Genomic DNA, 26,439 nt, shown 5'->3' with positions numbered 1-26,439 from the left:
AATTCGGAGTCCATTAGCACCCGAGAAATTGAATGCGAATTTGTCGCATTGCCCATTACAGATCAACAGGTAAATGCGAATTACTGCCATTTGCAATCGGAATTGTTAGCTGGCTCACACCAGCATTCATTGAGAGACGGCGAACTGAGCGAATTTTTATCGCGTTGCTAGGGCGAAAGGTCAACACGCCCTAACCACTTTTAAGGCAAAAAGGTGGCAGCAACGACAACCCACTACGACGCTGTACCACTACCTAGTTATGGATAAACAGACTGGCAAATATCGCAATTGTTAACTAAACCCTGAATACGTTCAAAGCCGTTGCCCGTGACGCCAGCAACCGGATTGGGCTCGTCCTTAACCATAAAAACATGCAATGGATTGCGTTATGACGCTTGGGTTCTCTGCAGCAGCAAACCACATCGACAGCACGCGCGCGCCGCGAACCGCCGCAGGTGGCGCCGGTGAACCTGCGTAACAAACTGCTGATCATCCTAATTGCGGTGGCATTGGCATCGCATCTGCTGATCACCGTTAGCTACTTTTACTACGCGCAGCAGCGCGTCACCGAACTGTCGTTGGATCACCTAGAGGCGATCGCCAACATCAAGCAACAGCGACTGGCCAACTTCATCGCCAACAACAAAGAGAAGCTCAGTCTGATTGCCAGTCGCACCCAATTGCGCAAATCACTGCAGCACTATCAACAACAGCAAGACACCGACAGTTTTTTGCTGATCAAGCGGATCCTTAACGATGCCTTGCAGGCAACCGAATCGATTGCGGAGATCTTCATCACCGACAGCAACGGCGATCTGCTGTTTGCTACCTCCGATCGCTTTAATGGCAACAACTTCAAACACCACCCACTGTTCCTGCAAGGGCAGCAAATGCCCTCCGCCTCGTTGCTGCTAAGTCAGCAACCACAGCAATCACCGGCATTGGTGTTTTCAGCACCGTTACTGCAACAAGAGCAACTGCTTGGGGTAGTGGCAATGCAGGTCAAGACCGCTGGGTTTCAGCAGATGTTTACCGATCACAGTGGCCTTGGCCGAAGTGGAGAGGTATTAGCCGCAACCTATACCGATAACGATGCAATACTGCTGTTTTCGCCGCTGCGATTTGCCGCCACACCACTGTTGATCGCCACCACCAGTGTCAGTGCTGAACCAATGAGGATGGCGCTGCAACAGCAGCAGCGGATGTTTGAACGGGCATTGGACTACCGCCAGGTGGAGGTGGTCGCGGTCAGTCGTTATCTAGGTGAATTGCAATTGGGCATTGTGGTCAAAATGGATCGCAGCGAGGTGTTAGCCACCAACAATGTCCTCAAAGGGCTATTTCTTGCCTTAACTGCAGTGATAGTTGTCGCCACCATTGTTCTGTCGTTGTGGCTGGCTAACAAACTTACCCAGCCAATCTTACGAGTCGCCAACGCCGCCCGCCGCATCGCCAATGGCAAACTGGATACCGCAATCCAAGTCAACAGCAACGATGAGCTAAGTACCCTTGCTATGGCGCTGAACGCGATGGCGGAAAACTTGATTGCGTCAAAGCGCCAACTGGAACAGAAAGTGCTAGAAAAGACCGCCGAATTACGTCGAGCGAATGTGAAGTTGCAACGATTGACTCATACCGATGCACTCACCGATCTCAACAACCGCCGCTACTTTGACCAACACCTTAACGCCGAATGGTCGCGCTGCAGTCGCACTGGTGTGGCACTAATTCTATTGATGATCGATATCGACCATTTCAAGCAAGTAAATGACAATCTGGGCCATCACAACGGTGATCGCTATCTGCGGATCATCGCGGCCGTATTACGAGAGGTGTTTCAGCGCAATCACGATGTCGTTGCCCGTTACGGTGGCGAGGAGTTCGCGGTGATCTTAACCAACACCTCGATTAACCAAGCGCAGCAATTGGCCGAACGTTTCCGCCACAAAGTGGAACAGCTAAAGCTTAAATATGGCGATGGCAGCAACCGCGTGGTTACCGCCAGTATTGGCGTTGGCCGTTGTCAGCCACAAAGCCACCAGCAGCCAATCAGCTTAGTGCAGCGCGCCGACCAAGCGCTGTATCGAGCCAAGCGACAAGGGCGAAACCGCAGCATCATCGACATGGCCGCCACCACGACTGCCGACAGCGACAGCGTTTAAGCCAATAGCCGCAGCAGCGCCGCACTGATCAGCAAAAACAGTACCCCGCTGGCTTCGCCTCTTGCAGCCACGGCGTTACCCGCCCTGCTCTAGCGCTCGCTTTTCGCTGCCGATATTGGCCAGAGCGCGTTTATTTACTGGCATTTGCGGCCAACTGAGCCGGTTGATTTTGCTTCAGCTAGACTTTTGAGTTTTACGCCACAGCAATCAACAATGCCGTCGCGCAGCAGCGACTTGGCCGCCGTGGTGAAATTGATTGTCAAAGTTGGGCTGAAAAGACTTTGTTTTCAAGTCCGTGGTGATTATCATGCGCTGCCTTTTTAGCGGTGCCCAGCACCAAACGATCCATATCACTACAACGTGGGAGAAAAACAGACGTTGAACGGACAGACAGCAGCACAACCAGTTATCCGTCTTACTGGGATTAGCAAGAGTTTTGATGGCAAACAGATCATCAACAACCTTAATCTGGATGTGAATCACGGCGAATTCCTTACCATTCTGGGCCCATCAGGTTGCGGTAAAACCACCGTGCTTAGAATGATTGCCGGTTTTGAAACCGCCGACCAAGGCGAGATCATTCTTAACGGCCAAGATGTGACTCAGGTTGCTGCTGAGCATCGCCATGTAAACACCGTTTTTCAAAGCTACGCGTTGTTCCCACACATGACCGTGTTTGACAACGTGGCGTTTGGCCTGCGCATGCAAAAAGTTGCAGCCGCCGAAATCGAACCACGGGTGATGGAAGCGCTGCGCATGGTCCGTCTGGACGCCATGGCACAGCGTAAACCACACCAGTTGTCTGGTGGTCAGCAGCAGCGTATCGCTATCGCCCGCGCGGTGGTGAATAAGCCAAAAGTGTTGCTGTTGGATGAATCGCTGTCGGCGCTGGATTACAAACTGCGTAAGCAGATGCAGATCGAGCTGAAGCAACTGCAGCGTCAACTGGGCATTACCTTTATCTTCGTAACCCACGATCAGGAAGAAGCGCTGTCGATGTCTGACCGCATCATCGTGATGCGTGATGGCGTGATCGAGCAAGACGGCTCGCCACGTGAGATCTACGAAGATCCTAAGAACCTATTCGTGGCGCGCTTTATTGGCGAGATCAACGTATTCCACACCAGCGTTATCGAACGTCTTGATGACAAACGCATTCGCGCCGAAATCGAAGGCGTTGAGTCGGTGGTGTACTGCGATCTTGATGTCCAGATTGGCGATAAGCTGCAGGTACTGCTGCGCCCTGAAGATCTGCGCATCGAAGAGATCAAAGAGTCTGAACAGCGTGGCATCGTTGGCCACGTGACCGAGCGCACCTATAAAGGCATGACTTTGGAATCGATTGTTGAGCTGGATTCTGGCATGCGCGTGCAAGTTAGCGAGTTCTTCAACGAAGACGATCCAGACGTAGACCACTCTTTGGGTCAGAAAGTAGCCATCACTTGGGTTGAGAGCTGGGAGGTTGTACTCAACGATGACCAAGAAGCTTAATCTGCAAAATGCCATCATCGGCGTGATCGTCGGTTGGCTAACACTGTTTGTGTTAGTGCCAAACCTGATGATCATCGGCACCAGTTTCCTAACCCGAGACGACGCCAACCTGATTGAGATGGTATTTACCCTCGACAACTACGCTCGTCTGCTTGATCCGCTGTACGCCAAGGTAACGATCCACTCGTTCTACATGGCGCTGGTGGCAACCTTGCTGTGTTTGCTGATCGGTTACCCGTTCGCTTACATCATCGCCCAAATGCCGGAGCGCTGGCGTCCGTTCATGCTGTTTTTGGTGATTGTGCCGTTTTGGACCAACTCGCTGATCCGCACCTACGGCCTCAAGATCGTATTGGGCACCCAAGGGGTTTTAAACAAAACCTTGCTGTCGCTGGATCTGATCGATAAACCACTGCGGATCATGTACACCGAATCGGCGGTGATGATCGGTCTGGTCTACATTCTGCTGCCATTTATGATCCTGCCACTGTACAGCGCCATCGAAAAATTGGACGGCTCTTACATCGAAGCAGCGCGCGATCTGGGTGCCAGCAAGTTACAAACCTTCATCAAGGTGATCTTGCCACTGACACTGCCGGGGATCATCGGCGGATGTTTGCTGGTGCTGTTGCCGGCACTGGGCATGTTCTACATCTCCGATCTGCTCGGCGGTGCCAAGAACCTGCTGATCGGTAACGTAATTAAGAGCCAGGTACTGAACGCCCGTGATTGGCCGTTTGGTGCGGCCACCAGTATCGCCCTGACTCTGGCGATGGCGGTGATGCTGTACGCCTACTACCGTGCTGGCAAGTTGATGAACAAGAGTGTGGATCTAGAGCAATGAGCCGCAACGGAAAATTGAGCCTTACCGCCAAATGCGGTTTTACCGGATTGGTGTACGCCTTCTTGTACCTGCCAATCATCGTGCTGATTGTTAACTCCTTCAATGCCAACCGTTTTGGTTTGAAGTGGGATGGTTTCACCACCAAGTGGTACGAAACCTTGGTCAACAACGACAGCTTGGTTCAGGCCGCATGGCATTCACTGAGTGTGGCGGCGTTCTCCGCCACCGCAGCAACAGTGATCGGCGCCCTGACCGCAGTAGCATTGTTCCGTTACAGCTTCAAAGGCAAGAAGCTGGTGAACGGCATGCTGTTCGTGGTGATGATGTCACCAGACATCGTGATGGCGATTTCACTGCTGGCACTGTTCCTAGTGATGGGCGCCAAGCTGGGCTTCTTTACCCTGCTGGTGGCACACATCACCTTCTGTCTGCCATTTGTGGTGGTGTCGGTATACAGCCGTTTGAACGGGTTTGACGTCAAGATGCTGGAAGCGGCCAAAGATCTGGGGGCATCGGAATGGGTGATCCTAAAGCAGATCCTTATGCCACTGGTGAAACCGGCACTGGCCGCCGGTTGGGTACTCAGCTTCACCCTGTCTTTGGATGATGTGATCATCTCCAGCTTTGTGACTGGCCCAACTTACGAAATTCTGCCATTGAAGATCTATTCAATGGTGAAAGTGGGGATCTCTCCGGAGATCAACGCACTAGCAACCGTGATGCTGATTGTATCGCTGCTGCTGGTGATTGTGTCGCAACTGCTGGCACGGGATAAGGTTCAACAACCTTAATAACTACTCATCAGCGCCGCGGGCGGCGTTGATGTTTTTATCTTACTCATCAATTATTTAAACGATGAGTGCCCCTCTTGGTTTGGAGACTGACGTCAATGAAACAATTGACCAAACTTATTGCTGGCGGTGCTTGCGCACTTTCTTTGTTCTCTGGTGCGGCGATGGCCGAAGCCAATAAAGAACTGGTATTTATGAACTGGGGGCCTTACATCAACAGTAATATCCTTGAACAGTTCACTAAAGAGACCGGCATTAAGGTTATCTACTCTACCTACGAGTCTAACGAAACTCTGTACGCGAAACTGAAAAGCCACAACGAAGGTTACGATCTGGTTGTTCCATCCACTTACTTCGTAGCCAAGATGCGCGATGAAGGCATGCTGCAGAAGATCGACAAATCTAAGCTAAGCAACTTCAACAACTTGGATGCTAACTATCTGGATAAGCCGTTCGATCCAAACAACGACTACTCTATCCCACACGTTGTGGCGATCACCGGTCTGGCAGTTAACACCGACATGTACAATGTTGAAGACTTCCAAAGCTGGGGCGACCTGTGGAAGCCTGAGCTGGCTGGTCAGTTGATGCTGATGGATGACACCCGTGAAGTGTTCCACATCGCTCTGCGTAAACTGGGCTTCTCCGGTAACTCCACCAATGAAGCGGAGATCGACGCCGCTTACGCCGAACTGCAAAAGCTGATGCCAAACGTACTGCTGTTCAACTCTGACAACCCAGGCGCACCATACATGTCTGGCGAAGTTGGTCTGGGCATGCTGTGGAACGGTTCTGCTGCTGCGGCACAGAAAGAAGGTCTGCCACTGCAACTGGTATTCCCGAAAGAAGGCGGCATCGGCTGGGTTGATAACTTCGCGATCTCCTCTGGTGCAACCAACGTAGAAGCGGCTCACAAGATGATCGACTTCCTGCTGCGTCCAGAAATCGCTGAGCAGATCTCCGCTGACACCGGTTACCTGACTGCAGTTAAAGCGTCCAACGACAAGTTCAAAGATGTTGCTCCGCTGTTCCCATCTCAAGAAGATCTGGATCGCGTTGAGTGGCAGGACTCTATCGGCGATCTGACTGTGAAGTACGAAAACTACTTCCTGAAGCTGAAAGCCGGTCAGTAATTCTGACGCTTTGCTCGTTAACAAAAGGCAGCCTCGGCTGCCTTTTTTGATCCCGACACGCGCGGCCATAAAAAAACGCCGGTTCATAATGAACCGGCGTTTTTTACGGAAGTTACTGACGCTTGTCAGAAAAACATAAACGAACTGAATACCACAATCACCCCAAGGGCAAAGGTGGTCATTGCCAGCGCGTACTTCAAGTCGGTAGACATTGGCATTTCCTAGCGAAACGTTAGCACTTCCCCCCAGTTGCAAGATTACCGAGCTAGCGCCGCAATTTCAGCTAACAACCTCAACAACGTGAAACCGGTCACAAGTTAACTGCGACCGCCAGCAGCTGCTGGGTTAATCGCCCTACTCTGCTATCATTGCGCTGTTTTTAGTTTGAAGGAAATCAACATGTCTCAAGTTCTACACACCATGCTTCGAGTTGGCGATCTGGATGCCTCGATCAAGTTTTACACCGAAGTGTTGGGGATGAACCTACTGCGCAAATCGGAAAACCAAGAGTACCAATACACCTTGGCGTTTGTCGGTTTTGGCGACGAGAGCCAAGGACACGCGGTTATCGAACTGACCTACAACTGGGGCACTACCGAGTACGATCATGGCAGCGCCTTTGGCCACATCGCCCTGGGTTACGACGACATCTACCAAGCTTGTGACAAAATCCGTGCCGCCGGTGGCAACGTGACTCGTGAGCCAGGTCCGGTACTGGGCGGCACCACCCACATCGCCTTTGTTACCGATCCAGACGGTTACAAGATTGAACTGATCCAACGGGAAGACGCAACCGCTTCCATCGGTTAATTGGCGCGTTATGATCGCCTACCTACTGCCTTTGGCGTGGTTTACGGGTCTGCTACTGGCAGGCCCGCTGTTGCTATTGCCAGCCTACCTCGCGTTAAGTCTATTAACTGTGCTGTTGTATGGTTTGGACAAGCATCGCGCCATCAAGCAACAACGACGGATCTCGGAACGCACGCTGCATCTGGCGGCGCTGTTTGGCGGTTGGCCCGGAGCGCTGTTTGCCCGCGCACGCTTTCGCCACAAACTGCACAAACGTGGTTTTAACCTGATATTACTGGCGATCGTGCTGCTGCACGCGCTACTGCTTAGTGGCTACCACTACGGTCATTTCCTGTTAGCCAATCCATAGCCAAATGCGGTAGCTTTACCTTGTGTTAACAATTAACTCAAGGATTGAGTCATCAAGCTACGGACTACCCTGCTATTGCTTGCAAGCCTGCTGCCGACCATCGCGCTGGGGTCATTAGAGGCGCAGATCAACGCCGCGCGTAACTCTGGCGATATTGACCACGCCGAACAACTCACCGAACAACTGCTCACGGCAGCAAACGCCAATCAAGACCCAACCGATGTTGCCAACGGCCATTATCATCAAGGCAAAAATGCCATGGCGCGCGATCAGTTTGCGGCGGCGTTAACTCACCTTGAATTGGCGGCTAAGGGCTTTACACCGCAACAGCAGCGACGGCTTGGTCAAACCTATCGTGCTATCGGCAGCAACTATTACCTGCAAGGGGATTATCCCGCTGCCATCGAATATATCTTTATGGCGATGGCGGAGTTTCAACAGCTTGGCGATCAGCAACTGATCGCTGATTGTTACAACGCCATCGGCATGGTGTGGGTCAAAGTTGGTCAATTAAGCGAAGGGATTGAGGCGCACCAACACGCGCTGGCAATCGCCAATCAGCTGCAATTGCCAAATGAGATCGCCAACGGTCTGTTTAACCTTGCCGATATCCATTACAAACTGGGCGACTATGAGATCGCGCTGCGCCATTTCGAGCAAGCGCTGGCGATTGATAAACAAAGCGGCATTCCCAAGCAGATTGCTTATAGCCAACAAAAACTGGCCAAAGTGCACAATGCGCTTGGCAATCATCAACTGGCGCTTGAATATGCCCTGAACGCGGCAACCACATTCCAACAAATTGGCGCCAAACGCGACAACGACTGGGCCTTAACCTCGGTCGCGTTGGCGCGCTTTTATCTTGGCGATGTGGCAAATGCAGAGCAGTTAATCAGCGAAGTCATCGAACGTGCCGGTCACAACGGTTTTCAAACCCTGTTAGTTGAAGCGCTGCTGGTGGCGGCAGAGATGGCGCTGGATAGCAACAATGTTGATGTGGCCAAGAGAACAGTAGACCAAGGGTTGGCACTGACCAAACGCTTGGGCGAAAGCTACAAACAGAGCTTATTTAGCCAATTGCAGTTGCGTCTTAGCCAACAGCAACAGGATTTTCAAAGTGCGTATTATGCATTAAGCCAACTTCAGCAACTGCAACGGACACAGTTCGATCAATCCCGGCTGACCACCATTGCCGCCAAACAAGCGCAAACTGAATTTATCCGCCGCGAAAGCCAAATTCGTCAGTTGCAACAACAACAGGCGCTGCAGCATCAACAACGCTTGCAGCAGCAACGATTATACGGCCTATCGCTGTTGCTGCTGGCCACCATAGCGCTCATCGCTGCCCTGTTTTATAGACGGCGGTTACTGCGGCACAACAACCAGCGCCTGCGCCAACAAGTGGCCGCTCGTACTACTGAGTTACAGCAAAAGAATGCCGAGTTGCTCGATGCCTATCAACGAATGGAAAATTTAAGTCTGACCGACAAACTTACCGGACTTTATAATCGGCGCTTTTTGGAAAGCCATTTGCACGCCGATTTGCAGCAGTGTCGGCGGCTTTATAAAAAGTGGCAACAGCAACCAGACCAGCGGCCACGCTCTGGCGATCTGGTGCTGTATCTATGTGACATCGATGACTTTAAAGCAATCAACGACAATTACGGCCACCATGGTGGCGACCAGGTGCTTAGCCAATTTGCCAATCGCTTAACCCGCTTGTTTCGAGATTCCGATTATCTGGTGCGCTGGGGCGGCGAAGAGTTTTTGGCGGTGGCCCGATTTGTTTGCGGCAACGAGGCGGAACAGCTGGCCGAGCGCTTGCGGCGCAGCATCGCCGAGCAGCCATTTGTGCTCGACGACCAACGTCAACTTAGGGTAACTGTCTCAATCGGCTTTGTGATCTTCGACGGCGCAGCAACCAGCGCAAACAGTGGCTTGCCGCAACTGCTGCAGAGCGCCGATCGACACCTTTACCGCGCCAAGCAACAGGGAAAAAACCGCTGTCGTGGTTCCGTATTTAGGGATGCTGACAAAGTAGCCACGAGGAGCCCAACCGGACAAACTGCTTAAGCTAGCCGCGGCCAAGCGCCATAACTGATGCCGTTTAAGGCGCCGCGGTGTTCCTCGTCCAGACCCTCCGCCAATTGCTCAAAATCGACCGCTAAGGCCATCTCCAGCTGCATGGTGATGTAATCGACCTGAGCGCCATCAATCTGCGCTTGCTCTAACAAGCCAAGCAACATCGTCGCCAGATCAACCACATGTTGCTGTGCTGAGTTCAATTGCTGGTAATGACGCTGACGTTCGCAGGCATTGTCGTAGGCTTGTTGACCGTTAATCCAATGCTGGCCGCCCTGCGCCGCTCGTAATAACCACGGCGAACCACCCAAGCCTTGGGCAATCGCCAAGATCCGCTGGCTGCTGCTGTCCTGATGTTGCTGCGGCTGCGCCAACACCTGCGCGATGCCAACAAATCCGCGCAGTTGCGGATGCAGCGCCAGCAGCGATGGCAATTGGGTAACCAGTTCGCTGGCCAAGTAGTGACTACGCTGATGGGGCAATTGCAGCAGATGGCGCAGCAGTTGGTGTAAGCGGTGATTAAGCGCCGCCTGTGGATCGGATTCCGCGTCCGGTTCATCGACAAGACCGTGTTGTTGCAACACCGCTTTGCCTTGTTCGGTGATCGCCTCAATCTTATCTTGGTGCGGTTCAAGCAGCGGCTCTACCTCTTTTAACAAGCCATTTTCCAGCACGCCATTTTCCAAGATCCGTTTAAACCAAGAAGCCATATCAACTCAACATCAAGCAACTAAAGAGCATCATTATCGCAGTGTGCCGGCACAATTGCAGAAATTAGGTGACAAACCGTGGCTCTGCTAACATCTGCGCCCTGATTTAGCTCACTGTGCAACCATGTCACTGCCCATCCTGTTTGAAGACGATCACTGCGTGGTGATCAACAAACCCGCCAACACGCTGGTTCATCGCGGCGAACACCCACATCATCGTGGCAAGCCCCTATTGCAACGGCTTCGAGATCAGTTGGATCTGGCGCTCTACCCAGTTCATCGTCTCGACCGCAGCACTTCTGGTGCGTTGCTGTTCGCCAAATCCAGCGAAGCGGCCAGCGCCATCATTGCCGATTGGCAAACCGCCGAAAAATCCTACCTCGCAGTGGTGCGAGGCTTTGCCCCAGCCGCTGGCAGCATCGATGAACCCTTGGCATTACCACGGGATCGCAGTAATCCCGACTGGCAACCTGGACCGGCTAAACCGGCATTGACCCACTATCAAACCCTGGCCACGGCCGAATTGGCCATCGCCATTGATAAGTATCCCAGTTCGCGCTATTCGCTGGTCGCCTGCCAACCGCAAACCGGTCGCAAACATCAACTGCGCCGCCACCTTCGCCATATTGGTCATCCAATTTTGTGTGACACTCGCTACGGCAAAAATCGCCATTACCACTATTTCCGTGACCAATTCGCCGTCGATCGTATGCTTTTGCACGCCAGTTCACTCACTTGGCACAATCCACTAACCGGTCAACATCAGCGGGTATTGGCGCCGCTCGATCAAACCTTCACTGGCATTATTGAGCGCTTAGGCTGGTCAGAGGTAATAGCGCGCCAATAAAATAACGCTATTGCGAATGTAGATTCACAAGTGGCAGTATATCTTTTGTCATGTTTGTCAAAGGATTGTGAAATGAATACTACCACCCGCCTCACCGCCGCCATCGCCTTGTTGGTTAGTCCAGCAGCGCTGGCCGAACACTACTATCTGCACGCCCAAAATCTGTTTGATGGCGTTGCTGATAAACTGCGATCGCAGGTGACGGTTGAAGTCAAAGATAACCAGATTGTTGCTATCCACGATGGCTATCTGAACAGCGACAGCGCCGCCATCATCGATCTGCGCCAACATACGCTGATGCCGGGGCTGATGGATATGCATACCCACGTCGATATGGTGCTTACCGGCAGCAGTTACGCCGAACCCTTTTTTAAAAATCCCCCCTACTTCGCCCTACGAGCCAGCAACTATGTGGAAGACACCTTAATGGCGGGCTTTACCACCGTGCGTAATCTTGGCGGCACCGTTTCTTTGGATCTGCGCAATGCCATTAACGACGGTCATATTTTGGGGCCGCGGATCTACGCTGCCGGTAACGCCATCGCCTCCACCGGCGGCCATGCCGATCCAACCAATGGCTTTAGCAAACAAGTTAGTCTGTTACAGGGACCACCGGGGCCAACCGAAGGGGTAATCAACAGTTACGAGCAAGCTCGCCAGGCGGTGCGTCAACGCTACAAAGATGGCTCGGACGTCATTAAATTAACGGTCACCGGTGGCGTGCTAAGTCTCGCCAAAAGCGGCGACAACCCGCAGTTTATGGCGGATGAACTCAAAGGGGTGATGGACACTGCCAAAGATTACGGCTTTGTGGTAGCGGTACACGCTCACGGTGCCGAAGGCATGAAACGCGCGGTCCGCGCTGGGGTCGATTCGGTCGAGCATGGCACCTATATGGACGATGAAACCATCGAACTGATGAAGCAAAACGGTACCTTTTACGTACCGACTATCAGCGCCGGCAAGTGGGTCGCCGAACACGTTGATCAATACCCGGTAATTGTTCGCCCTAAAGCCCTTGCGGTGGGTCCGAAAATCCAAGCCACCTTCACCAAGGCCTATCAAGCCGGGATTAAGATCGCCTTTGGCACCGATGCGGGAGTATTCCCCCATGGCCTTAATGGTCGCGAGTTTGGCTATATGGTTGAAGCCGGCATGCCAGCGATTGAAGCGCTGCGTTCGGCTACCCTGCACAGTGCGCAGTTACTGCGAATAGATGATCAGTTGGGCAGCGTTGCACCGGGCAAACTGGCGGATTTGGTGGCAGTTAAAGGCAATCCACTGACGCAGATTGAATTGATGGAACAGGTAAGCTTTGTGATGAAAGATGGGGTTATCGTTAAACAATAACCCCACAGCTTTCTATGCCGGAATGCGACGAGCGAGTGCCGCTGGATAGTTGCGCTCACAAGCGATCTGCTCGCCTCGTTGCTGCACCTGCAGTGGTGATAACGCTATTGCCGCTGCGGCGGTATCGGCACAATCGGCAAACAGTTGTCGCTCGATTGCCTTTGCCGCCGGCAACGCCGAATTAGCTTTAACAATTTCGGCACGGGCGTAGTGCGGGGCAGGAAACTCGACGTCGGCAGCCCGTAAGCTCACGTCTTGCCCAGGGATCTGCTGCGCACCATAGAGCGGCTTACCCGCCGGATTGGCATTGGCAAAGTTGGGTAAAAACACCGCCAAGTGGTCAATTGCCGCGCGACTGCGCTGCTCCACCAGTTGCTGTGGCCAACCATCTTTGAGCTTGCGCCGCAGTGGCAACGGCAGTTTAGGTTGGGCACTGCCACCGTGTGCACGGGCTAGGCCATCGCTAAACAAGGTGATCGATTCCGTCATACCATGCAGCTGAAACAGACCATCGGCGTACGGGGTAAGCTGTGCCATGCCGTTGGGGGTGCCACGCTCACCGTGGAAAATCACCTCTGGCCAGTGACCTTGTCCCGCCCAACTGGCTAAGTAAGCCGCTTTAAATTCGACCATCCGCTGCGCTGGCACTTGCAGTTCATCGTCAACGCTGCCACTTAAATGGCCGCAGGCATTGATCAGATAATCGACATAGACGCTGTCTTGGCTACTGCCGCCGAAGGTTAACCGAAAACCGCCACCACAGCGCTTAACCGCGGTGACTTTATGATTCAGCTTTACCTGACAGTTGGTGCGAGCGGCCAAGGTTAGTTCTGCACTAGCAGCTAACCGGAACAGGCTTAGGCCATATTCTTGCACCAAGATCAGCGGCCATTTAACCGAATCAAAGTCCAACTCCTTGGCCAGCGGGATTAACCAGTCATCGTGCTGCGTGGGCGCCGCTGGTAACGGCTTTAACGCCAACTGCTGCAACTGCGCTTCACTGTAACAGCGAAAGTAGTCGCAGGGCTCACCCAACACCTGATTGCTGGGATCCGCCGCCACCAACTGCTGATAGTGCTGTTGCAGCAGTTGTAGACGCGGCAGCAATGCCGCGACATCACCGGCATCGCGCTGCGGTACAACAATCACGGTTGGCCGCACATTTGCGCAGTGGGGAAACAGCTTTAAGGTATCGATAGATTCCTGCAGCAGCGTTAGACACTGCTGATCATCGATTTCTCGGTAAAGGTTGCCGCCAGCATGCAGGTGGCAGATTGGCGGACCATTAACCAGGGATTGCCCCTGTTCAAACAGGGTAACTTCGACATCATCACGTGCACTTAGGTGCATCGCAATGGTAGAGCCGGCAACTCCACCGCCAATAATGCCAACTCGAATCGGTTTGGCAGCCGCTAGGGCGTGTTGAAACATGGGAAACAAACTGCGATTGATAAACTCAGCCACAATATACGCAGTTGTGAGCAATTGGCACAATCGAACCAGCACAACAGCTTACCTTGCTGTTCAAACTCACTTCAGCAACAGGTTTATCTTTGGCTTAGTAACGCTTGTGGTTGGGTTCGCTGATGCAGTACTGCAGTGATCGGCACCACCTGCGACAGCAGTTTTTCAGAGTAACGCTGACCGTCAGCATCGGTTTGCCGATGATCAAGCGAGATCTCCAAATGCGACAGGCTGACGGTGTCTTCATCACCAGAAAAGTTTTGCGCAACCAAGGTCAGCGTTACTTGGTTGCGACCGGCGATCGCTCGGACCGGCGCATGAGCAACAAAACGACTGCGATCAGCTGGGGCGATATGGATAAATACTTCGCTGCCAAGACTGCCGTCGTAGCAGTAGTCTAACTCGTAGATGATGTAGTTTGGGGTGTTGGCGATGGCGCTGACCGCGGCAATGTCAATTGGCTCAGAGCAATCCGCTGACGGCGGCGTCAATACCGACTGCAGCAGTTGCTGCTGTTGACCGCAGCCAGCTAGGAACACAGTTGCCAACACAGCGAACCAACTTGTTCTCACTTGCACTCCTTGTTGTCCGTTACCGCTGCTATCTGTCGTCCGGCAATTGGCGTTAACGGCTTAAGCCGCGAACGAAACGACCAAAGATCTTTGCCAGCCCGGGCACCAACATACAAACTTATTAACGCCGTCGGCCAGTTAACAAACGGTGTAAAGCCAGCACTGGAGCTTAAACCAACCATCAACATCATCGACGCAAACAGCAAACCAGTCACTAGGTGATTAGGGTACCCCATCGCCGAACCGCCATAACGGTAAATAATGTAGGGCACCCACTTGCCTAGGGTCCACGCTAAACAAAAAATCCCACCGGAGATAATGGTCGGAAACAGCACAATGTAACCGCAGTTACGGGCAAACTGCAGCAACAACATGGGTAAAATTCGCCCCTGTACCGGGGTACGATTAAACCAATAAAACACCGTGCGCACCGCAACCATAAAGCCGACAAAGGTTAGCCACACCGCCAACACTGCCGCCGCACCGGTTACTCCAAAGGCGGCTGGCAGCCAACTTGAGCCTAAACTGGCTAGATAGGCGGCGGGGATGGCGATAATCAAGCCACAAAGCCACGCAAAGTTCGGGTTAAAGTTGTGTCCCAGCCGCTTAAATTGTTCGGATACGCGCGGCTTTTCTTCAAATAACAAGCCTAAGCGGTCGTTCTCGAAGTATCCGGTTTCGTAAATCGCGAAGTAGGCCAGCACAAACAGCAGCAGACTGATGGCGCACAACAGCGGCTGACTACTGACCAGCACAAACGCCAGCACTAAGCCGATGTAATCGTGGCCTAAAATCACCCGGGTAAAATACTGTTCAGTCGGTCGGTTTACCTTTTTGGTAAACACCAGTGGCAACATCGGCGCCATCCCAGCGGGATCGCCACTGGCTAGAGGCCACTTAACCAATATCCCAGTGTTAACTGCCGCCAGCAGATCTCTATCAAGCAGGCTATCGGTAATACAGACCGCACGTCGAAGCGCCAATTCGCCAAGTTGTTCAGTTAAGATCTGCGCTTTGCCACGTTCTCGAATAGCAACCGCATCGTCCATGGTTAGGCAGATCTGCAGCGGCCACGAACATTCCAACGCCTGCAACAGCGGTTGCAGGACAAAGTCAAAACCAAACGAGACAATCCGGATGTTTTGTTGCGGCTTTTGCCGCAGTACAGCAACCAATTGTTGGTTGAGGTGTTGCGCTGCCAGCTGCGGTGCTTGCTGCTGCCAGCGTTTCACTGCCCCAGGGCAAAGCGCTAACACCACTTTTAACCGTATCCAGTCACGTCGATGCTCTGGATCTTCATCGCCAAACCAACGCCAAGGTTTAAGCAGGCCGAGTAACTGAATGATGATCGCCGCCCACCACGATGGCTGGATCGAGGCAAGGAACATCTCGGTCGAATTGCGCAGCCACAAGGTTTCATCAAAATCGACCAAATACAGCCCGTCGTCATCCGCTCGCTGCAGTTGCTCTAGCCCTTGTTCTGGCGTCTGCTGATAGGTTTGCTGTAACTGCTGGCGATCGCTTTCCCGCTGTTTGGCGGCATCGGCTTTGGCCTGCTGCACCGGATTCATCATGGTTACTGCCCTTCCCTGAACGGTTTCATATCAAGGATAGACAACTTCACCCATCGCTTCGGAGTCTTAGGAAAAATTTAACAAATCAATGACGTATGGATGAATGGGAAATGGTCAGGAGGTAAAAGGTACAACAACGGGCTTCGATCAGATAGCCGTGCTAACCGCTGTTACTGCTCGCGGCAAACTAGGGCGTCCATGTGATGGCCCATCAATGAATGTTCAATCACCAAAGCGATCTCTTTCAAGATGGTGGGACGCCCTGCTGTGCTAACTTGCTGATCCTACAGATCGGCCATCAAGTTGTTGGCGCAGTGGCACTGCCGTTGACCATATGCAGGTGAACATCTTGTTGTGGGAATGGGATCGAAATACCCTGCTCGTCAAATTTAAGCTTTACCGCCCTGGTAACATCCCAATAGACATCCCAATAATCATCGGTTTTGACCCAAGGTCTGACGATAAAATCTACCGACGAGGTATTCAAAGTATGTAATTTGATCATCGGTTCCGGAGAGCGCAGTACACTGGGGTGTGATTCAACAATTTCGGCCAACAACGCTTCCGCTTTAAGTACATCGTCACTGTAGCCAATGCCAAATACCATATCTACTCGTCGTACCCGTTCATGGGTAACATTCTTAATAACGTCACCCCAGATTTTACTGTTCGGCACAATAATAATTTGATTATCAAAGGTCTTAATTGTGGTGTTGACCAAACTCATCGAATCAACCTTGCCATCAACCCCACCAGCAAAAACAAAATCGCCAACGTCAAATGGCCGATATATCAGCAACATCATCCCAGCAGCAAAATTAGATAAGGTGTCTTGCAGTGCAAAACCGATAACTACCCCGGCAATACCAAAACCAGTTAATACTGGGGTAAGATCTAAGCCAACTTGAGACAACGCCATCAAAATACCGATAAACCAGACAGCTTTACTGGATATCGACTCAAAGAAGTTTTGCATAAGCGTTGATAATCGAAAGCTTTTATTGCTAACGATATTGCCGACCAGCTTTCTTACAAACCGTGCTGCAAACCAAGTTATCGCCAGCACCGCAGCAAATATAGTAACTTGGATAAGCACTTGTGATAGATTGTTTTTAATCCAATCCACCAGAGTTGTAACCCAATTGCTTAGTATCGACTTAAGGACACTCCAATCCAACAAATTAACGGTTACATCGCCGGTCGTTTCAAACAGTTGCCGCTTGTATTCGGAAGTATCTTGGCCAAGTGCATCAGCAATAGTTACCATCGCTGATAATGAGTTTGACGAAATATTAAGTCGCTGTTCCGTTATTAATCGCTTTAACTGTAGTGATGAAACTTCGGAATCCGGGCTTACCGATAACTGTTGTTCAATCAACTTTATCTGTTGCCCGTAGTACTTGGTCGATGCCGAAGCTTGCCGCAATCTTTGTGCAAGCCGTTCTTCTAAAACTTTCTCTAATCGACTCGCAGCCTTTGGCCATTCGATATTTCGATACCACTCTATGTTCTGCTGGCTTACTTTAAACAAATTATTTAAAGAACTTTCAACCTCTTTGAATTTACCAATAAGAGACAGCTTATTTTCATCACTGCTACTTTCTATCTGTTCAGCAAGTTTGACCGAATAATTTTCGAGATAGTTATAACTGCCGTTGACATACTCCTCTTGAACTTTTAGATACTTTAAAAATTCATCTTTCGATATCGCACCGCGTTCAAAATCTTGCGCAAGCTGTTCCCTAAGTGAGTCATTGGTTTGAAAAAGCTGAAATAATAACGCTTCTCGATCAGTGCCCTTGGCGTCTTTTAGACTGGCAGACAAACTTAAAAGCTCTTGATTTAAGTTTTCCAATCGAGTCGGCTCAGTTGTGGCTGACGTAGGCTCTTCGGCCATCACTAAAGCACTTAAACTTAATAGCAGTAGCAAGCCCACTGCCAGTAAGCGGTTAATCGCCAGATTCATGTAACTACCCCATCTTTGTTGCTGTTGCTCGCGAGTCTTCTGCAGTTAACCATAGTCGCAAGCCTATAACCTTGTGACGCAACAGGTTTGCGGCAGTTCTGGACGGACGTTTTGTGTAAACCGTTGCTGGGTGTTGATCTGAGCAAAGCTGATGAATTGCACCGGCTAAGACAAATGCCGATGTTACTCCTGCGTTATTAGCTGATGGCGAGCAGTCGCTCTGCTACTAATTTTTGGTTGACCAAAACAAGACACCCCAGCACTAAGGCTGGGGTTTGGCTAATCTGGCACAGTGGCGGAGGAATAGAGATGGATTGGGCTGTGCCCTCGGCACTTCGTGCCGCACTACGCTGCGCTAGTTGGTCCCTTGCTACGCAGAGTCGATGCTTCGCATCGCGACTACGCTGCGCTAATTGATCCCCCGCTACGCAAGGTCGATGCTGCGCATCGCGACTACGCTACGCTAGTTGATCCCCCGCTACGCAAGGTCGATGCTGCGCATCGCGACTACGCTGCGCTAGTTCAAACCCTTGTCTAGGATTCTCACCCTATCCCATCAACGGTTAATATTTTGAACCGCCTAAAACGAGAAACCCCAGCACTAAGGCTGGGGTCTAGAATATGGCGGAGGGATAGGAATGGATCGGGCTGCGCCCTCGGCACTTCGTGCCGCACTACGCTGCGCTAGTTGGTCCCTTGCTAAGCAAAGTCGATGCTTCGCATCGCGACTACGCTACGCTAGTTCAAACCCTTGTCTAGGGTCCTCGCCCTATCCCTATATTTTTTCATAGCAATAGATACGATAAAGCCCACCGTTTGGTGGGCTTTGCCTAAATATGGCGGAGGGATAGGGATTCGAACCCTAGATAGGCTACAAACCTATGCCGGTTTTCAAGACCGGTGCATTCAACCGCTCTGCCATCCCTCCGACGCGTTGAATAGTACTGGCTTCTATCGGTTAGGTAAAGCCCCCAAATGTTCAACTGCCTATTGCGCGATCAGTTTGTTTTAATAATCGGCTATTTCGCTAAAACATTGTGGTTAACTGATTAGTTTTTATCTTCAATCTACCCTATTCAATCTTAAATTGGCCAACCGCTTGCAGTAGCTGATTATTGGCGCTGGCTAAAGTTTGTGCTTCAGCGGCAGTGTTGGCTCCGTTTTCGCTAAGCTGCTGGGCAATTTGGTGAACTTCATTGATGCTGTGCACTAACTGCTGGGCGATTTCATTCTGCATCGCTGCGGCATTGGCAATGTCAGAAGACAATTGATCAATCCGATCCACCTGTGTTCCAACACCATCTAGCCGCAGCGCCACCGCTTCGGTCTGCTCAGCCGTCAATTCACAAGTTCGCTTGGCCGTTTCCATAACCGCGATGGTCTGCTGCGAGCTGTTATTCAAATTACCCAAGGTTTCACTAACTTCAGCAGTGCTGTTTTGAGTACGCCCAGCTAAGTTGCGAACTTCGTCAGCCACCACCGCAAAGCCTCGACCTTGTTCGCCGGCACGGGCCGCTTCAATGGCAGCGTTCAGTGCCAACAGGTTAGTTTGCCCAGCAATCCCCTCAATCACATGCAATATCGACGAAATGGCTTCGGTATCTTTACTCATGCTGGCAATCTGCCCTGCGGTGCGCTCTACCTCGGTCACCAACTGGGTCACGGTCGAACTGGCTTCAAACACCAACTGCCGTGATGACTTAGTCGCTTGGTTGGTGTCGTGGGTAAACTGGGAAGCCTCAGCTGCACTGTTAGCCACTTGCGCAGCACTGTTGTTCAGCTGCTCAATCGCCACCACCGCCTCTTCGGTTGCCGACTGGTGCGCCGACAGTCCGTGGCTGGTATTGGTCGCTAACCGATGTACCTGTTCAATACTGCCAGAGATATGATCAGACGCTTGTGCGACCTCTTTAAGCATCGCCTGCAAATTGCTAAGCAGCGCATTGATCGCTCCGCCAATTTGGTCAATGTCATCGTCATTACCACGCACTGGCAAACGCTTGGTCAGATCGCCGTTGCCACTGGCTAGGCCTTGCACCAACGTTTTAAGCAAAATAATTGGTCGGAATAGTCGACGTAGTACCAGCAGTACCACCAGCAGACCGCCTAAGGTCATCAGTACTGAACTGATGACTTTGTCAATGAGCGCTTGTTGAAGCTCGGCAAAGGCGTGCTGCTTATCGACGCTGATAAACAGCGACCATCGCGTGTCTTCATTAAGTATTATCGGCGCCACCATCCCCAGCCGTTCAGTGCCCATTTGATATTCAAAAGCGGCGGTTTGCCCCTGCTGCATCCGTTGCCAAATTGGCGCCATATCGCCGGCCTTAATGATTTCACCAACCAGCCGTTCGCTATCGCTGCTGGCAAGCACATGGCCATAATCATCGACCACAATTGCCACTGCGCCGTCAAAGCGCAACTGGTCTACCGCCGTTTGCAACATCGTTAAGTCGATATCGCCACGGACAACACCATCTTCGATCGCGCGCAGCATCGCCACCTTAAGTTGACCAGATTCAGTCAGGTAGCTTTCAGTCACGGTTAAATTTCGGCTGCCCTCACCGGCTTGATACCAACTTTCGGTGGTCGGATCGTACTGCGACGATTCACCGATACCGTTATGCCACAGCGTGCCCTGATAGGTGGCATAAGCCTGCCCCATATCGGTGGCAATCATCACATCATCCAGCTTACCGGTGGCTTTTGTTAATTGCGCCAGTTCGACATAGGTTTCACCCGAATCGCCAGCTTTATAAAAATCCGCCAACGAGTTGAGCGCATCGGCACGGCGAACAAACCAGTCTTGAATCAGCCGTGCTTCGGCACGAGACTGGATGGAAAACTGCGACACAATCTGCTCTTCAGTCGCATCTCGTAACTCAACGTAGCCCATGTAATTGGCCACGGTGAGACCCCCTGAAAGCACCGCCATCACGGATGCGATGATCGAGCCTTTAAATCCTAGAGTTTGCATTGGCGGTCGAACCCTTAACCTTCCTAAGCGTTAACAATGACTTATGTTTGCTTAGATAAACAAACGCCGATATCAAAGTATCGGCGTTTACGGGTAAAGGTTTAGCTAAATCTTCAGACCAGATTCAGATTTCAGCCAGTGCGTTAGTAATTCGTTTGTCGGAAATCGGATACTTGGTGCCGAGGTTTTGGGCAAAGCAACTGACTCGATACTCCTCTAACATCCAGCGCACCTCAATCAAACCCTCCGGCAATGGTTGCCCTTTCGGCTGCTTAGTTAACTGCTGCTGATACGCTTGTTCAACTTTCTGAATTTTCAGCAACTGCAAGCGGTCACGATTAGGATCTACCGGAAGTTTCTCTAAGCGACGTTCAACCGCTTTCAGATAACGGACAATGTCATCCAAGCGCGCCCAACCACTGTCGGCAACAAAGCCTTTGTATACCAACCGATCCAAGTGAGCTTGAATGTCAGACATGGCAAAGGCAATCTCAAGGCTAATACGGCCTTTGATGCGTTTTTTCACTGCGCCCCAAGTCGTGAGGATCTGCTCAACCTTCTTGCCGATCTCCACCACGGTATCGCCAATCTCGCCGCGAATGATCTCTTTGGCGTTATCGAAGCTGGCTTGATCGCTGACCTCGAGCTTGCGCTCCGCCAGCAGCTGATCGATACCGGCATCGATGCAATCAGCAATCAGCAGATCGACTCGACCAAACGGATTGAAGTACATCGCCAGTTTCGACTTGTTCGGCAGATGCTGCTGCAGGTATTTCACCGGGTTTGGCACGTTGATCAGCAGCAATCGGCGTAAACCGGCACGATTGGCCAGTTGCGCTTGGTGTTCACTGTCAAACAGCTTGACGGCCACGCTGTCACCTTCATCAACCAACGCCGGATAGGCTTTAATCTGATAGTTACCGCGTTTCTGCTGGTAACTGGCTGGCAGCGCGCCAAAGCTCCACTCGGTTAAGCCGGATTGCTCGATACCAGCGTCCGCGACCTTGGCGATCACCTGCTTGACCTTGCCTTGCAGTTGTTCTTTCAATGTCAATAAATCGCGGCCTTGCGCTAACAGCTTGCCGTTATCGTCTTCCACTTTGAAGTTAAACTGCAGATGCTTTGGCAGCGCGGTTAGATCGAAATCCTCTGGCGCAATACGGGTGCCGGTCATTCGCAGCAGTTGCTTACACAACGCCTCAAGTAGCGGCATCTCAAATGGGGTAATGGCGCCCAGAGCCGCATCGGCGTAATTAGGCGCTGGCACAAAGTTACGGCGCAGCGGTTTTGGCAACGATTTAATCAACCCCACCACCAGTTCATGACGCAGGCCTGGCACCAGATAATCAAAGCCTTCCGGTTCAACTTGGTTCAACAGCGCCAGCGGCAGATGCAACGATACGCCATCGTCCTCGGCGGTTGGTTCAAACTGATACGACAGCGGCAGGCTGATCTGATTTTGGCTCCAGAAATCGGGGAATTGATTGGCAGTAACGCCGGCGGCGTCGTGTTTCATCAACTCGCTTTTATCAAAATCGAGCAGATCGGGGTTTTGCCGCTTGGCATTGCGCCACCAGCCTTGGAACAATTGGCGGGTGAAAATCCCCTCGCCAACTTTGTCATCGTAGAAGCCAAACAGGGTTTGCTCATCGACCAAGATATCGCGACGGCGAGACTTATGCTCCAACGCTTCGACTTCATCCAGCAGCGCCATATTGCGGCTCAAGAACTTCTCATTAAGCCCCAAGCCGCCATTAACCAGCGCTTCACGCAGGAAGATCTCCCGCGCTTCTACCGGCTGAATCGGGCCAAACTGAACCTTGCGCTTTGGCACGATAATCAGGCCATACAGCGATACCTGTTCGAAGGCTAACACCGAGCCAGGCTTTTGCTCCCAATGTGGTTCGCTGTGGCTCTTCTTGACCAGATGGCTCGCCAGCGGCTCAATCCATTCCGGATCGATTTTGGCCACGGTACGGGCAAACAAGCGGCTGGTTTCAGTCAGCTCCGCCGCCATCACCCATTTCGGCGATTTCTTGGCAAGCTTAGAGCCTGGGAAGATGTAAAACTTAGCGTTACGGGCGCCTTTAAAGTGTCCCTCGGGATCTTTCATGCCGATGTGCGACAGCAACCCCGCCAGCAACGAACGGTGAATTTGATCGTAATCGGCCCGCTCACCGATGGTCATGCGGATATCTAACTCGCTGATGGAGTGACGCAACTGCGAGTACAGATCCTGCCACTCACGTACCCGCAAGTAGTTTAAGAAGTCGCTCTTACACTGACGGCGGAAGGCATTGCTCGACAGCGCCTTTTGCTGTTCCCGCAGGTACTCCCACAGATTCAGATAGGCGATAAAGTCCGATTGCTTATCGGCAAAGCGGTTGTGTTTTTCGTCACTGGCTTGTTGGCGATCCAGTGGTCGTTCCCGTGGATCTTGAATCGACAGCGCCGCAGCGATCACCATCACTTCATGCACACAGCCATTGCGATGCGCTTCCAGAACCATTCGCGCCAAGCGTGGATCGATCGGCAGCCGTGCCAACTGGCGGCCACGGTCGGTCATGTTTGGCAAGCCGCGTTTAACGGTAATCGCACCGAGTTCTTGCAGCAAGGTCATGCCGTCGTTGATGTGGCGATTATCCGGCGGCTGAATAAATGGGAAGGCACTGATGTCGCCTAGCCCTAACGCCAGCATCTGCAGGATCACCGAGCCTAAGTTGGTACGCAGGATCTCAGGATCGGTAAACTGCGGCCGAGATAGGAAATCCTCTTCGCTGTAGAGGCGAATGCAGATCCCTTCGGATACACGACCACAACGACCGGCACGCTGATTGGCGGAAGCTTGGGAAATTGGCTCAATCGGCAATCGCTGCACTTTGGTGCGGTAGCTATAGCGGCTGATCCGCGCCGTACCGGGATCGATCACGTATTTAATCCCCGGTACCGTTAATGAGGTTTCGGCGACGTTGGTACTAAGTACAATCCGACGGCCATAGTGGCCGGCAAAGATCCGCGCCTGTTCAACATGGGACAGACGGGCATACAGCGGCAGAATTTCGGTGTCTTTGAGGTTGCGACGGTTAAGCGCATCGGCGGCGTCACGAATTTCCCGCTCGCCGTTCATAAAGATCAGAATGTCACCCGGGCCCTCTTCACAAAGCTCATCCACCGCTTGGAAAATCCCTTCCAGTGGATCCAGATCCGGGCCTTCATCACGCACCAATGGACGGTAGCGCTGCTCAACCGGATAGGTACGGCCTGAAACTTCAATCACCGGGGCACTATCAAAGTGGTTCGAGAAGCGCTCGACATCGATGGTGGCTGAGGTGATCACCACTTTCAGATCCGGACGTTTCGGCAGCAACTGCTTTAAATAACCCAGAATAAAATCGATATTAAGGCTGCGTTCGTGGGCTTCATCGATGATGATGGTGTCGTATTGATCAAGCCAACGGTCGTGTTGGATCTCCGCCAACAAGATGCCGTCGGTCATCAGCTTTACGTAGCTGTCACTGCTGGTTTGATCGGCAAAACGCACCTTAAAACCAACGTGTTCGCCCAGCTCGGAATTGAGCTCTTCCGCCACTCGCGCTGCCACCGCCCGCGCCGCCAGACGACGCGGCTGGGTATGGCCAATCAAACCTCGGCTACCCCGGCCCAGTTCCATACAGATTTTTGGCAGCTGGGTGGTTTTGCCCGAGCCGGTTTCCCCCGCCACAATCACCACCTGATGGCCGGCAATCGCCTTGGCAATTTCATCGCGGCGCTCCGATACCGGCAGATCCGGATAGCTCACCGCCGGTAAATTCAAGGTACGAATTGCCACTTGCTCTTGGCTCTGCTCTAACAACTGTTGCAGCTGCGCCATCACCTGTTGGCGTTTATCTTCGCCCTTAACCTTTTTTAGGCCACTTAAACGGCGACGAATGGTAGCCGCGTCTTTAGCAAGGCAAAGCGCCAGTTGATCGGCGGCAAAGGGATTGGTCTGACTCAAAACGGTTCCGAATTCTTTTCAATAGTAACGGGGCGATCCTAGCAGGGCTGGGATCCGATGCGAAGCATCCTGCGATCCTAACCCCCTGTTCGCTGGTTAATTGTTCAGTTCTTCAAACTGGCTAATCTGGGCAATTTTTTACGCAATGCAGTCGCAGGCGGTTGAAATCTGACCATTAGACCCGCACTAGATAGAAAACGCATCAACAAGGACTGTTATGACCACTGCCAATCGCTCTCGCCTGCTTTATCTGTGTTTATTGTTCATAGTTTACGCCACCAGCCTATGGCTGATGCCTGATTCACTGAATCATTCCGAAGCACAACGGCAGTTCGCCTTAGCTTCCGCATTGATGTTTCTGGTGTTACCGCTCATGAACTGGTGGTTGTTGATCCGCACTGGAATCAACAAAGCGTGGCGATTGCTGTTGGTATTTGGCCTAAGCTCGACCCTGGCACGATTTACCTTTCCCGCCGAACTACAGCACTACTTTGAATTTATCATGTGGCTGCGTTTTCCCATCATTGCCATCGTAGTGCTGTTTGAACTGGCTTTAGTCGGTTCCGTGCTGCAAAGCCTGTGGCAATGTCGTAAACAAACCGGCGATCCCCGCGTCAGCGCCGCCATCAACAACCGCAGCGAAGCCGACGAAAAGCGACGCACACTTAAGATGATATCGATTGCAGAATTAACCGCGTGGCTGCATCTACTGCCATGGCTGCGACGTACACAGGCAACCGCAATAACCAATCTTAATACGCTTATGGCACACCGAGTTCATCTGCTGGCGATATTGACGCTGTTGCTGCTTGCCAGCAGCGGCAGTTACGTGCTGCTGTTGCCAGTCCATAGCTGGCTCGCCGTTGGCGTTAGCGGCATTATCGCTTATGGCCTGATCCACCTGCTGGCCAACCATTTCATCGCCCGCGACCACAGTGTTTATCTGAACCAGCAGGAACTGGTACTAAACGTCGGTCTCTGGGGGATGATGGTGGTAAACATCAACGACATTGCTCAAATTGAGCTCGGCGACGACGATGTGACTACCGACGCGTCGCAATTAACCCTAGGCCGAGCCAATCAACAACCGATATTACGGCTGACATTGGCCAAACCACAGCACTATTACAGCGCTGGCGGCATTCACTGCGATACGTATGAGCAACTGCAATTACACCTAGATAACCCCGAAGTGCTGCTAGAGGCGATTAACGCCAAGCAAACGTCACCGCTTGCAATCGCCAGCTAACAGCGCTCATCGACTTTGAGCGCTCACTGCCGCTCGCTTGCGCAAATCCACCAAAAAGGCCAACTGTTGTC

19 protein-coding genes and 1 tRNA gene are annotated in these 26,439 nt (G+C 52.1%); 11 read left to right on the top strand and 9 right to left on the bottom strand.

Annotation, left to right across the window (positions count from 1 at the left end):
• Positions 1-464: 464 nt before the first annotated feature.
• The 5 genes from G506_RS20260 to G506_RS0101730 all read left to right on the top strand — a co-directional run bounded on the left by G506_RS20260 (position 465) and on the right by G506_RS0101730 (position 6,421).
• Positions 465-2,162 carry a sensor domain-containing diguanylate cyclase gene (locus tag G506_RS20260; protein WP_156904758.1) on the top strand — a complete coding sequence of 566 codons (1,698 nt, stop codon included), beginning with the start codon at positions 465-467 and terminating at the stop codon, positions 2,160-2,162.
• A 378-nt stretch (positions 2,163-2,540) separates the two neighbouring features.
• Positions 2,541-3,653 carry a spermidine/putrescine ABC transporter ATP-binding protein PotA gene (gene potA, locus G506_RS0101745; protein WP_205619449.1) on the top strand — a complete coding sequence of 371 codons (1,113 nt, stop codon included), beginning with the start codon at positions 2,541-2,543 and terminating at the stop codon, positions 3,651-3,653.
• Positions 3,637-4,497, top strand: a complete 861-nt coding sequence (gene potB / locus G506_RS0101740; RefSeq protein ID WP_028115376.1) for a spermidine/putrescine ABC transporter permease PotB — start codon at positions 3,637-3,639, stop codon at positions 4,495-4,497. The genes potA and potB overlap by 17 nt, the downstream gene beginning before the upstream one ends.
• Complete coding sequence (potC, locus tag G506_RS0101735) at positions 4,494-5,288, top strand: spermidine/putrescine ABC transporter permease PotC (RefSeq protein WP_051201811.1); 795 nt, start codon at positions 4,494-4,496, stop codon at positions 5,286-5,288. The genes potB and potC overlap by 4 nt, the downstream gene beginning before the upstream one ends.
• 98 nt (positions 5,289-5,386) lie before the next feature.
• A complete protein-coding gene (locus G506_RS0101730) occupies positions 5,387-6,421 on the top strand; it encodes an extracellular solute-binding protein (RefSeq protein ID WP_028115374.1) in 1,035 nt (344 codons plus the stop codon).
• Positions 6,422-6,546: 125 nt separating this feature from the next.
• Here the strand turns inward: G506_RS0101730 and cydH are convergent, their stop codons facing one another.
• Complete coding sequence (gene cydH, locus G506_RS20820; RefSeq protein ID WP_156904757.1) at positions 6,547-6,639, bottom strand: cytochrome bd-I oxidase subunit CydH; 93 nt, start codon at positions 6,637-6,639, stop codon at positions 6,547-6,549.
• 181 nt (positions 6,640-6,820) lie between these two features.
• Between cydH and gloA the strand changes: the two genes are divergently transcribed.
• The 3 genes from gloA (at position 6,821) to G506_RS18435 (ending at position 9,653) form a co-directional block, all read left to right on the top strand.
• Positions 6,821-7,231 carry a lactoylglutathione lyase gene (gene gloA / locus G506_RS0101720; protein WP_205619448.1) on the top strand — a complete coding sequence of 137 codons (411 nt, stop codon included), beginning with the start codon at positions 6,821-6,823 and terminating at the stop codon, positions 7,229-7,231.
• Between the two features lie 10 nt (positions 7,232-7,241).
• The gene (locus G506_RS18440; RefSeq protein ID WP_051201810.1) at positions 7,242-7,580 is read left to right on the top strand and encodes a DUF1294 domain-containing protein; all 339 of its coding nucleotides are present in this window, start codon (positions 7,242-7,244) and stop codon (positions 7,578-7,580) included.
• Between the two features lie 75 nt (positions 7,581-7,655).
• A complete protein-coding gene (locus G506_RS18435) occupies positions 7,656-9,653 on the top strand; it encodes a diguanylate cyclase (RefSeq protein WP_051201809.1) in 1,998 nt (665 codons plus the stop codon).
• Here the strand turns inward: G506_RS18435 and G506_RS0101705 are convergent.
• Complete coding sequence (locus tag G506_RS0101705; RefSeq protein ID WP_028115372.1) at positions 9,650-10,372, bottom strand: hypothetical protein; 723 nt, start codon at positions 10,370-10,372, stop codon at positions 9,650-9,652. The two genes, G506_RS18435 and G506_RS0101705, sit on opposite strands and share 4 nt — an antisense overlap.
• A 124-nt stretch (positions 10,373-10,496) precedes the next feature.
• Here G506_RS0101705 and G506_RS0101700 point away from each other — a divergent pair, with 124 nt between their 5' ends.
• Together G506_RS0101700 and G506_RS0101695 are read left to right on the top strand one after the other, a co-directional pair.
• Positions 10,497-11,219: a pseudouridine synthase gene (locus G506_RS0101700; protein ID WP_028115371.1), complete on the top strand. Its 723-nt coding sequence runs from the start codon at positions 10,497-10,499 to the stop codon at positions 11,217-11,219.
• Positions 11,220-11,291: 72 nt separating this feature from the next.
• A complete protein-coding gene (locus G506_RS0101695) occupies positions 11,292-12,569 on the top strand; it encodes a metal-dependent hydrolase family protein (protein WP_028115370.1) in 1,278 nt (425 codons plus the stop codon).
• 12 nt (positions 12,570-12,581) lie between these two features.
• On the opposite strand, the gene G506_RS0101690 is transcribed toward G506_RS0101695, so the two are convergent.
• The 7 genes from G506_RS0101690 to hrpA all read right to left on the bottom strand — a co-directional run bounded on the left by G506_RS0101690 (position 12,582) and on the right by hrpA (position 25,119).
• The gene (locus tag G506_RS0101690) at positions 12,582-14,000 is read right to left on the bottom strand and encodes an FAD-dependent oxidoreductase (RefSeq protein ID WP_028115369.1); all 1,419 of its coding nucleotides are present in this window, start codon (positions 13,998-14,000) and stop codon (positions 12,582-12,584) included.
• Positions 14,001-14,116: 116 nt separating this feature from the next.
• On the bottom strand, positions 14,117-14,605 hold the full coding sequence (locus tag G506_RS0101685; RefSeq protein ID WP_156904756.1) for a hypothetical protein: 489 nt from the start codon (positions 14,603-14,605) through the stop codon (positions 14,117-14,119).
• On the bottom strand, positions 14,602-16,179 hold the full coding sequence (locus G506_RS0101680; RefSeq protein WP_156904755.1) for a hypothetical protein: 1,578 nt from the start codon (positions 16,177-16,179) through the stop codon (positions 14,602-14,604). Before G506_RS0101680 ends, G506_RS0101685 begins: the two co-directional genes overlap by 4 nt.
• Positions 16,180-16,477: 298 nt before the next feature.
• Complete coding sequence (locus G506_RS0101675) at positions 16,478-18,145, bottom strand: mechanosensitive ion channel domain-containing protein (protein ID WP_028115366.1); 1,668 nt, start codon at positions 18,143-18,145, stop codon at positions 16,478-16,480.
• 837 nt (positions 18,146-18,982) lie between these two features.
• Positions 18,983-19,073 (bottom strand) — tRNA-Ser (locus tag G506_RS0101670).
• A gap of 144 nt (positions 19,074-19,217) precedes the next feature.
• Positions 19,218-21,122 (bottom strand): methyl-accepting chemotaxis protein, encoded by a 1,905-nt coding sequence (locus G506_RS0101665; RefSeq protein WP_028115365.1) that lies wholly within the window; start codon positions 21,120-21,122, stop codon positions 19,218-19,220.
• A gap of 124 nt (positions 21,123-21,246) precedes the next feature.
• Complete coding sequence (gene hrpA, locus G506_RS0101660; protein WP_028115364.1) at positions 21,247-25,119, bottom strand: ATP-dependent RNA helicase HrpA; 3,873 nt, start codon at positions 25,117-25,119, stop codon at positions 21,247-21,249.
• Positions 25,120-25,336: 217 nt separating this feature from the next.
• Between hrpA and G506_RS0101655 the strand changes: the two genes are divergently transcribed.
• Positions 25,337-26,368, top strand: coding sequence for a hypothetical protein (locus G506_RS0101655; RefSeq protein ID WP_028115363.1), 1,032 nt, complete (start codon positions 25,337-25,339; stop codon positions 26,366-26,368).
• The last annotated feature ends 71 nt before the right edge of the window (positions 26,369-26,439 follow it).

The sequence above is a fragment of the Ferrimonas senticii DSM 18821 genome, assembly GCF_000422665.1.
GTDB lineage: Bacteria > Pseudomonadota > Gammaproteobacteria > Enterobacterales > Shewanellaceae > Ferrimonas > Ferrimonas senticii.
The sequence above is the reverse complement of the archived record's forward strand: the minus strand, read 5'-3'. Positions and strand labels throughout refer to the sequence as shown.

Excerpts from the sequence above, each read along its gene's own strand:
- G506_RS0101730 (WP_028115374.1), top strand. The coding sequence starts at position 5,387 with ATGAAACAATTGACCAAACTTATTGCTGGCGGTGCTTGCGCACTTTCT.
- gloA (WP_205619448.1), top strand. The coding sequence starts at position 6,821 with ATGTCTCAAGTTCTACACACCATGCTTCGAGTTGGCGATCTGGATGCC.
- G506_RS0101675 (WP_028115366.1), bottom strand. The coding sequence starts at position 18,145 with ATGAATCTGGCGATTAACCGCTTACTGGCAGTGGGCTTGCTACTGCTA.
- G506_RS0101655 (WP_028115363.1), top strand. The coding sequence starts at position 25,337 with ATGACCACTGCCAATCGCTCTCGCCTGCTTTATCTGTGTTTATTGTTC.
- G506_RS0101680 (WP_156904755.1), bottom strand. The coding sequence starts at position 16,179 with ATGATGAATCCGGTGCAGCAGGCCAAAGCCGATGCCGCCAAACAGCGG.
- cydH (WP_156904757.1), bottom strand. The coding sequence starts at position 6,639 with ATGCCAATGTCTACCGACTTGAAGTACGCGCTGGCAATGACCACCTTT.
- G506_RS0101665 (WP_028115365.1), bottom strand. The coding sequence starts at position 21,122 with ATGCAAACTCTAGGATTTAAAGGCTCGATCATCGCATCCGTGATGGCG.
- G506_RS0101695 (WP_028115370.1), top strand. The coding sequence starts at position 11,292 with ATGAATACTACCACCCGCCTCACCGCCGCCATCGCCTTGTTGGTTAGT.
- G506_RS18440 (WP_051201810.1), top strand. The coding sequence starts at position 7,242 with ATGATCGCCTACCTACTGCCTTTGGCGTGGTTTACGGGTCTGCTACTG.
- G506_RS0101690 (WP_028115369.1), bottom strand. The coding sequence starts at position 14,000 with ATGTTTCAACACGCCCTAGCGGCTGCCAAACCGATTCGAGTTGGCATT.
- potB (WP_028115376.1), top strand. The coding sequence starts at position 3,637 with ATGACCAAGAAGCTTAATCTGCAAAATGCCATCATCGGCGTGATCGTC.
- G506_RS0101700 (WP_028115371.1), top strand. The coding sequence starts at position 10,497 with ATGTCACTGCCCATCCTGTTTGAAGACGATCACTGCGTGGTGATCAAC.
- G506_RS0101705 (WP_028115372.1), bottom strand. The coding sequence starts at position 10,372 with ATGGCTTCTTGGTTTAAACGGATCTTGGAAAATGGCGTGCTGGAAAAT.
- potC (WP_051201811.1), top strand. The coding sequence starts at position 4,494 with ATGAGCCGCAACGGAAAATTGAGCCTTACCGCCAAATGCGGTTTTACC.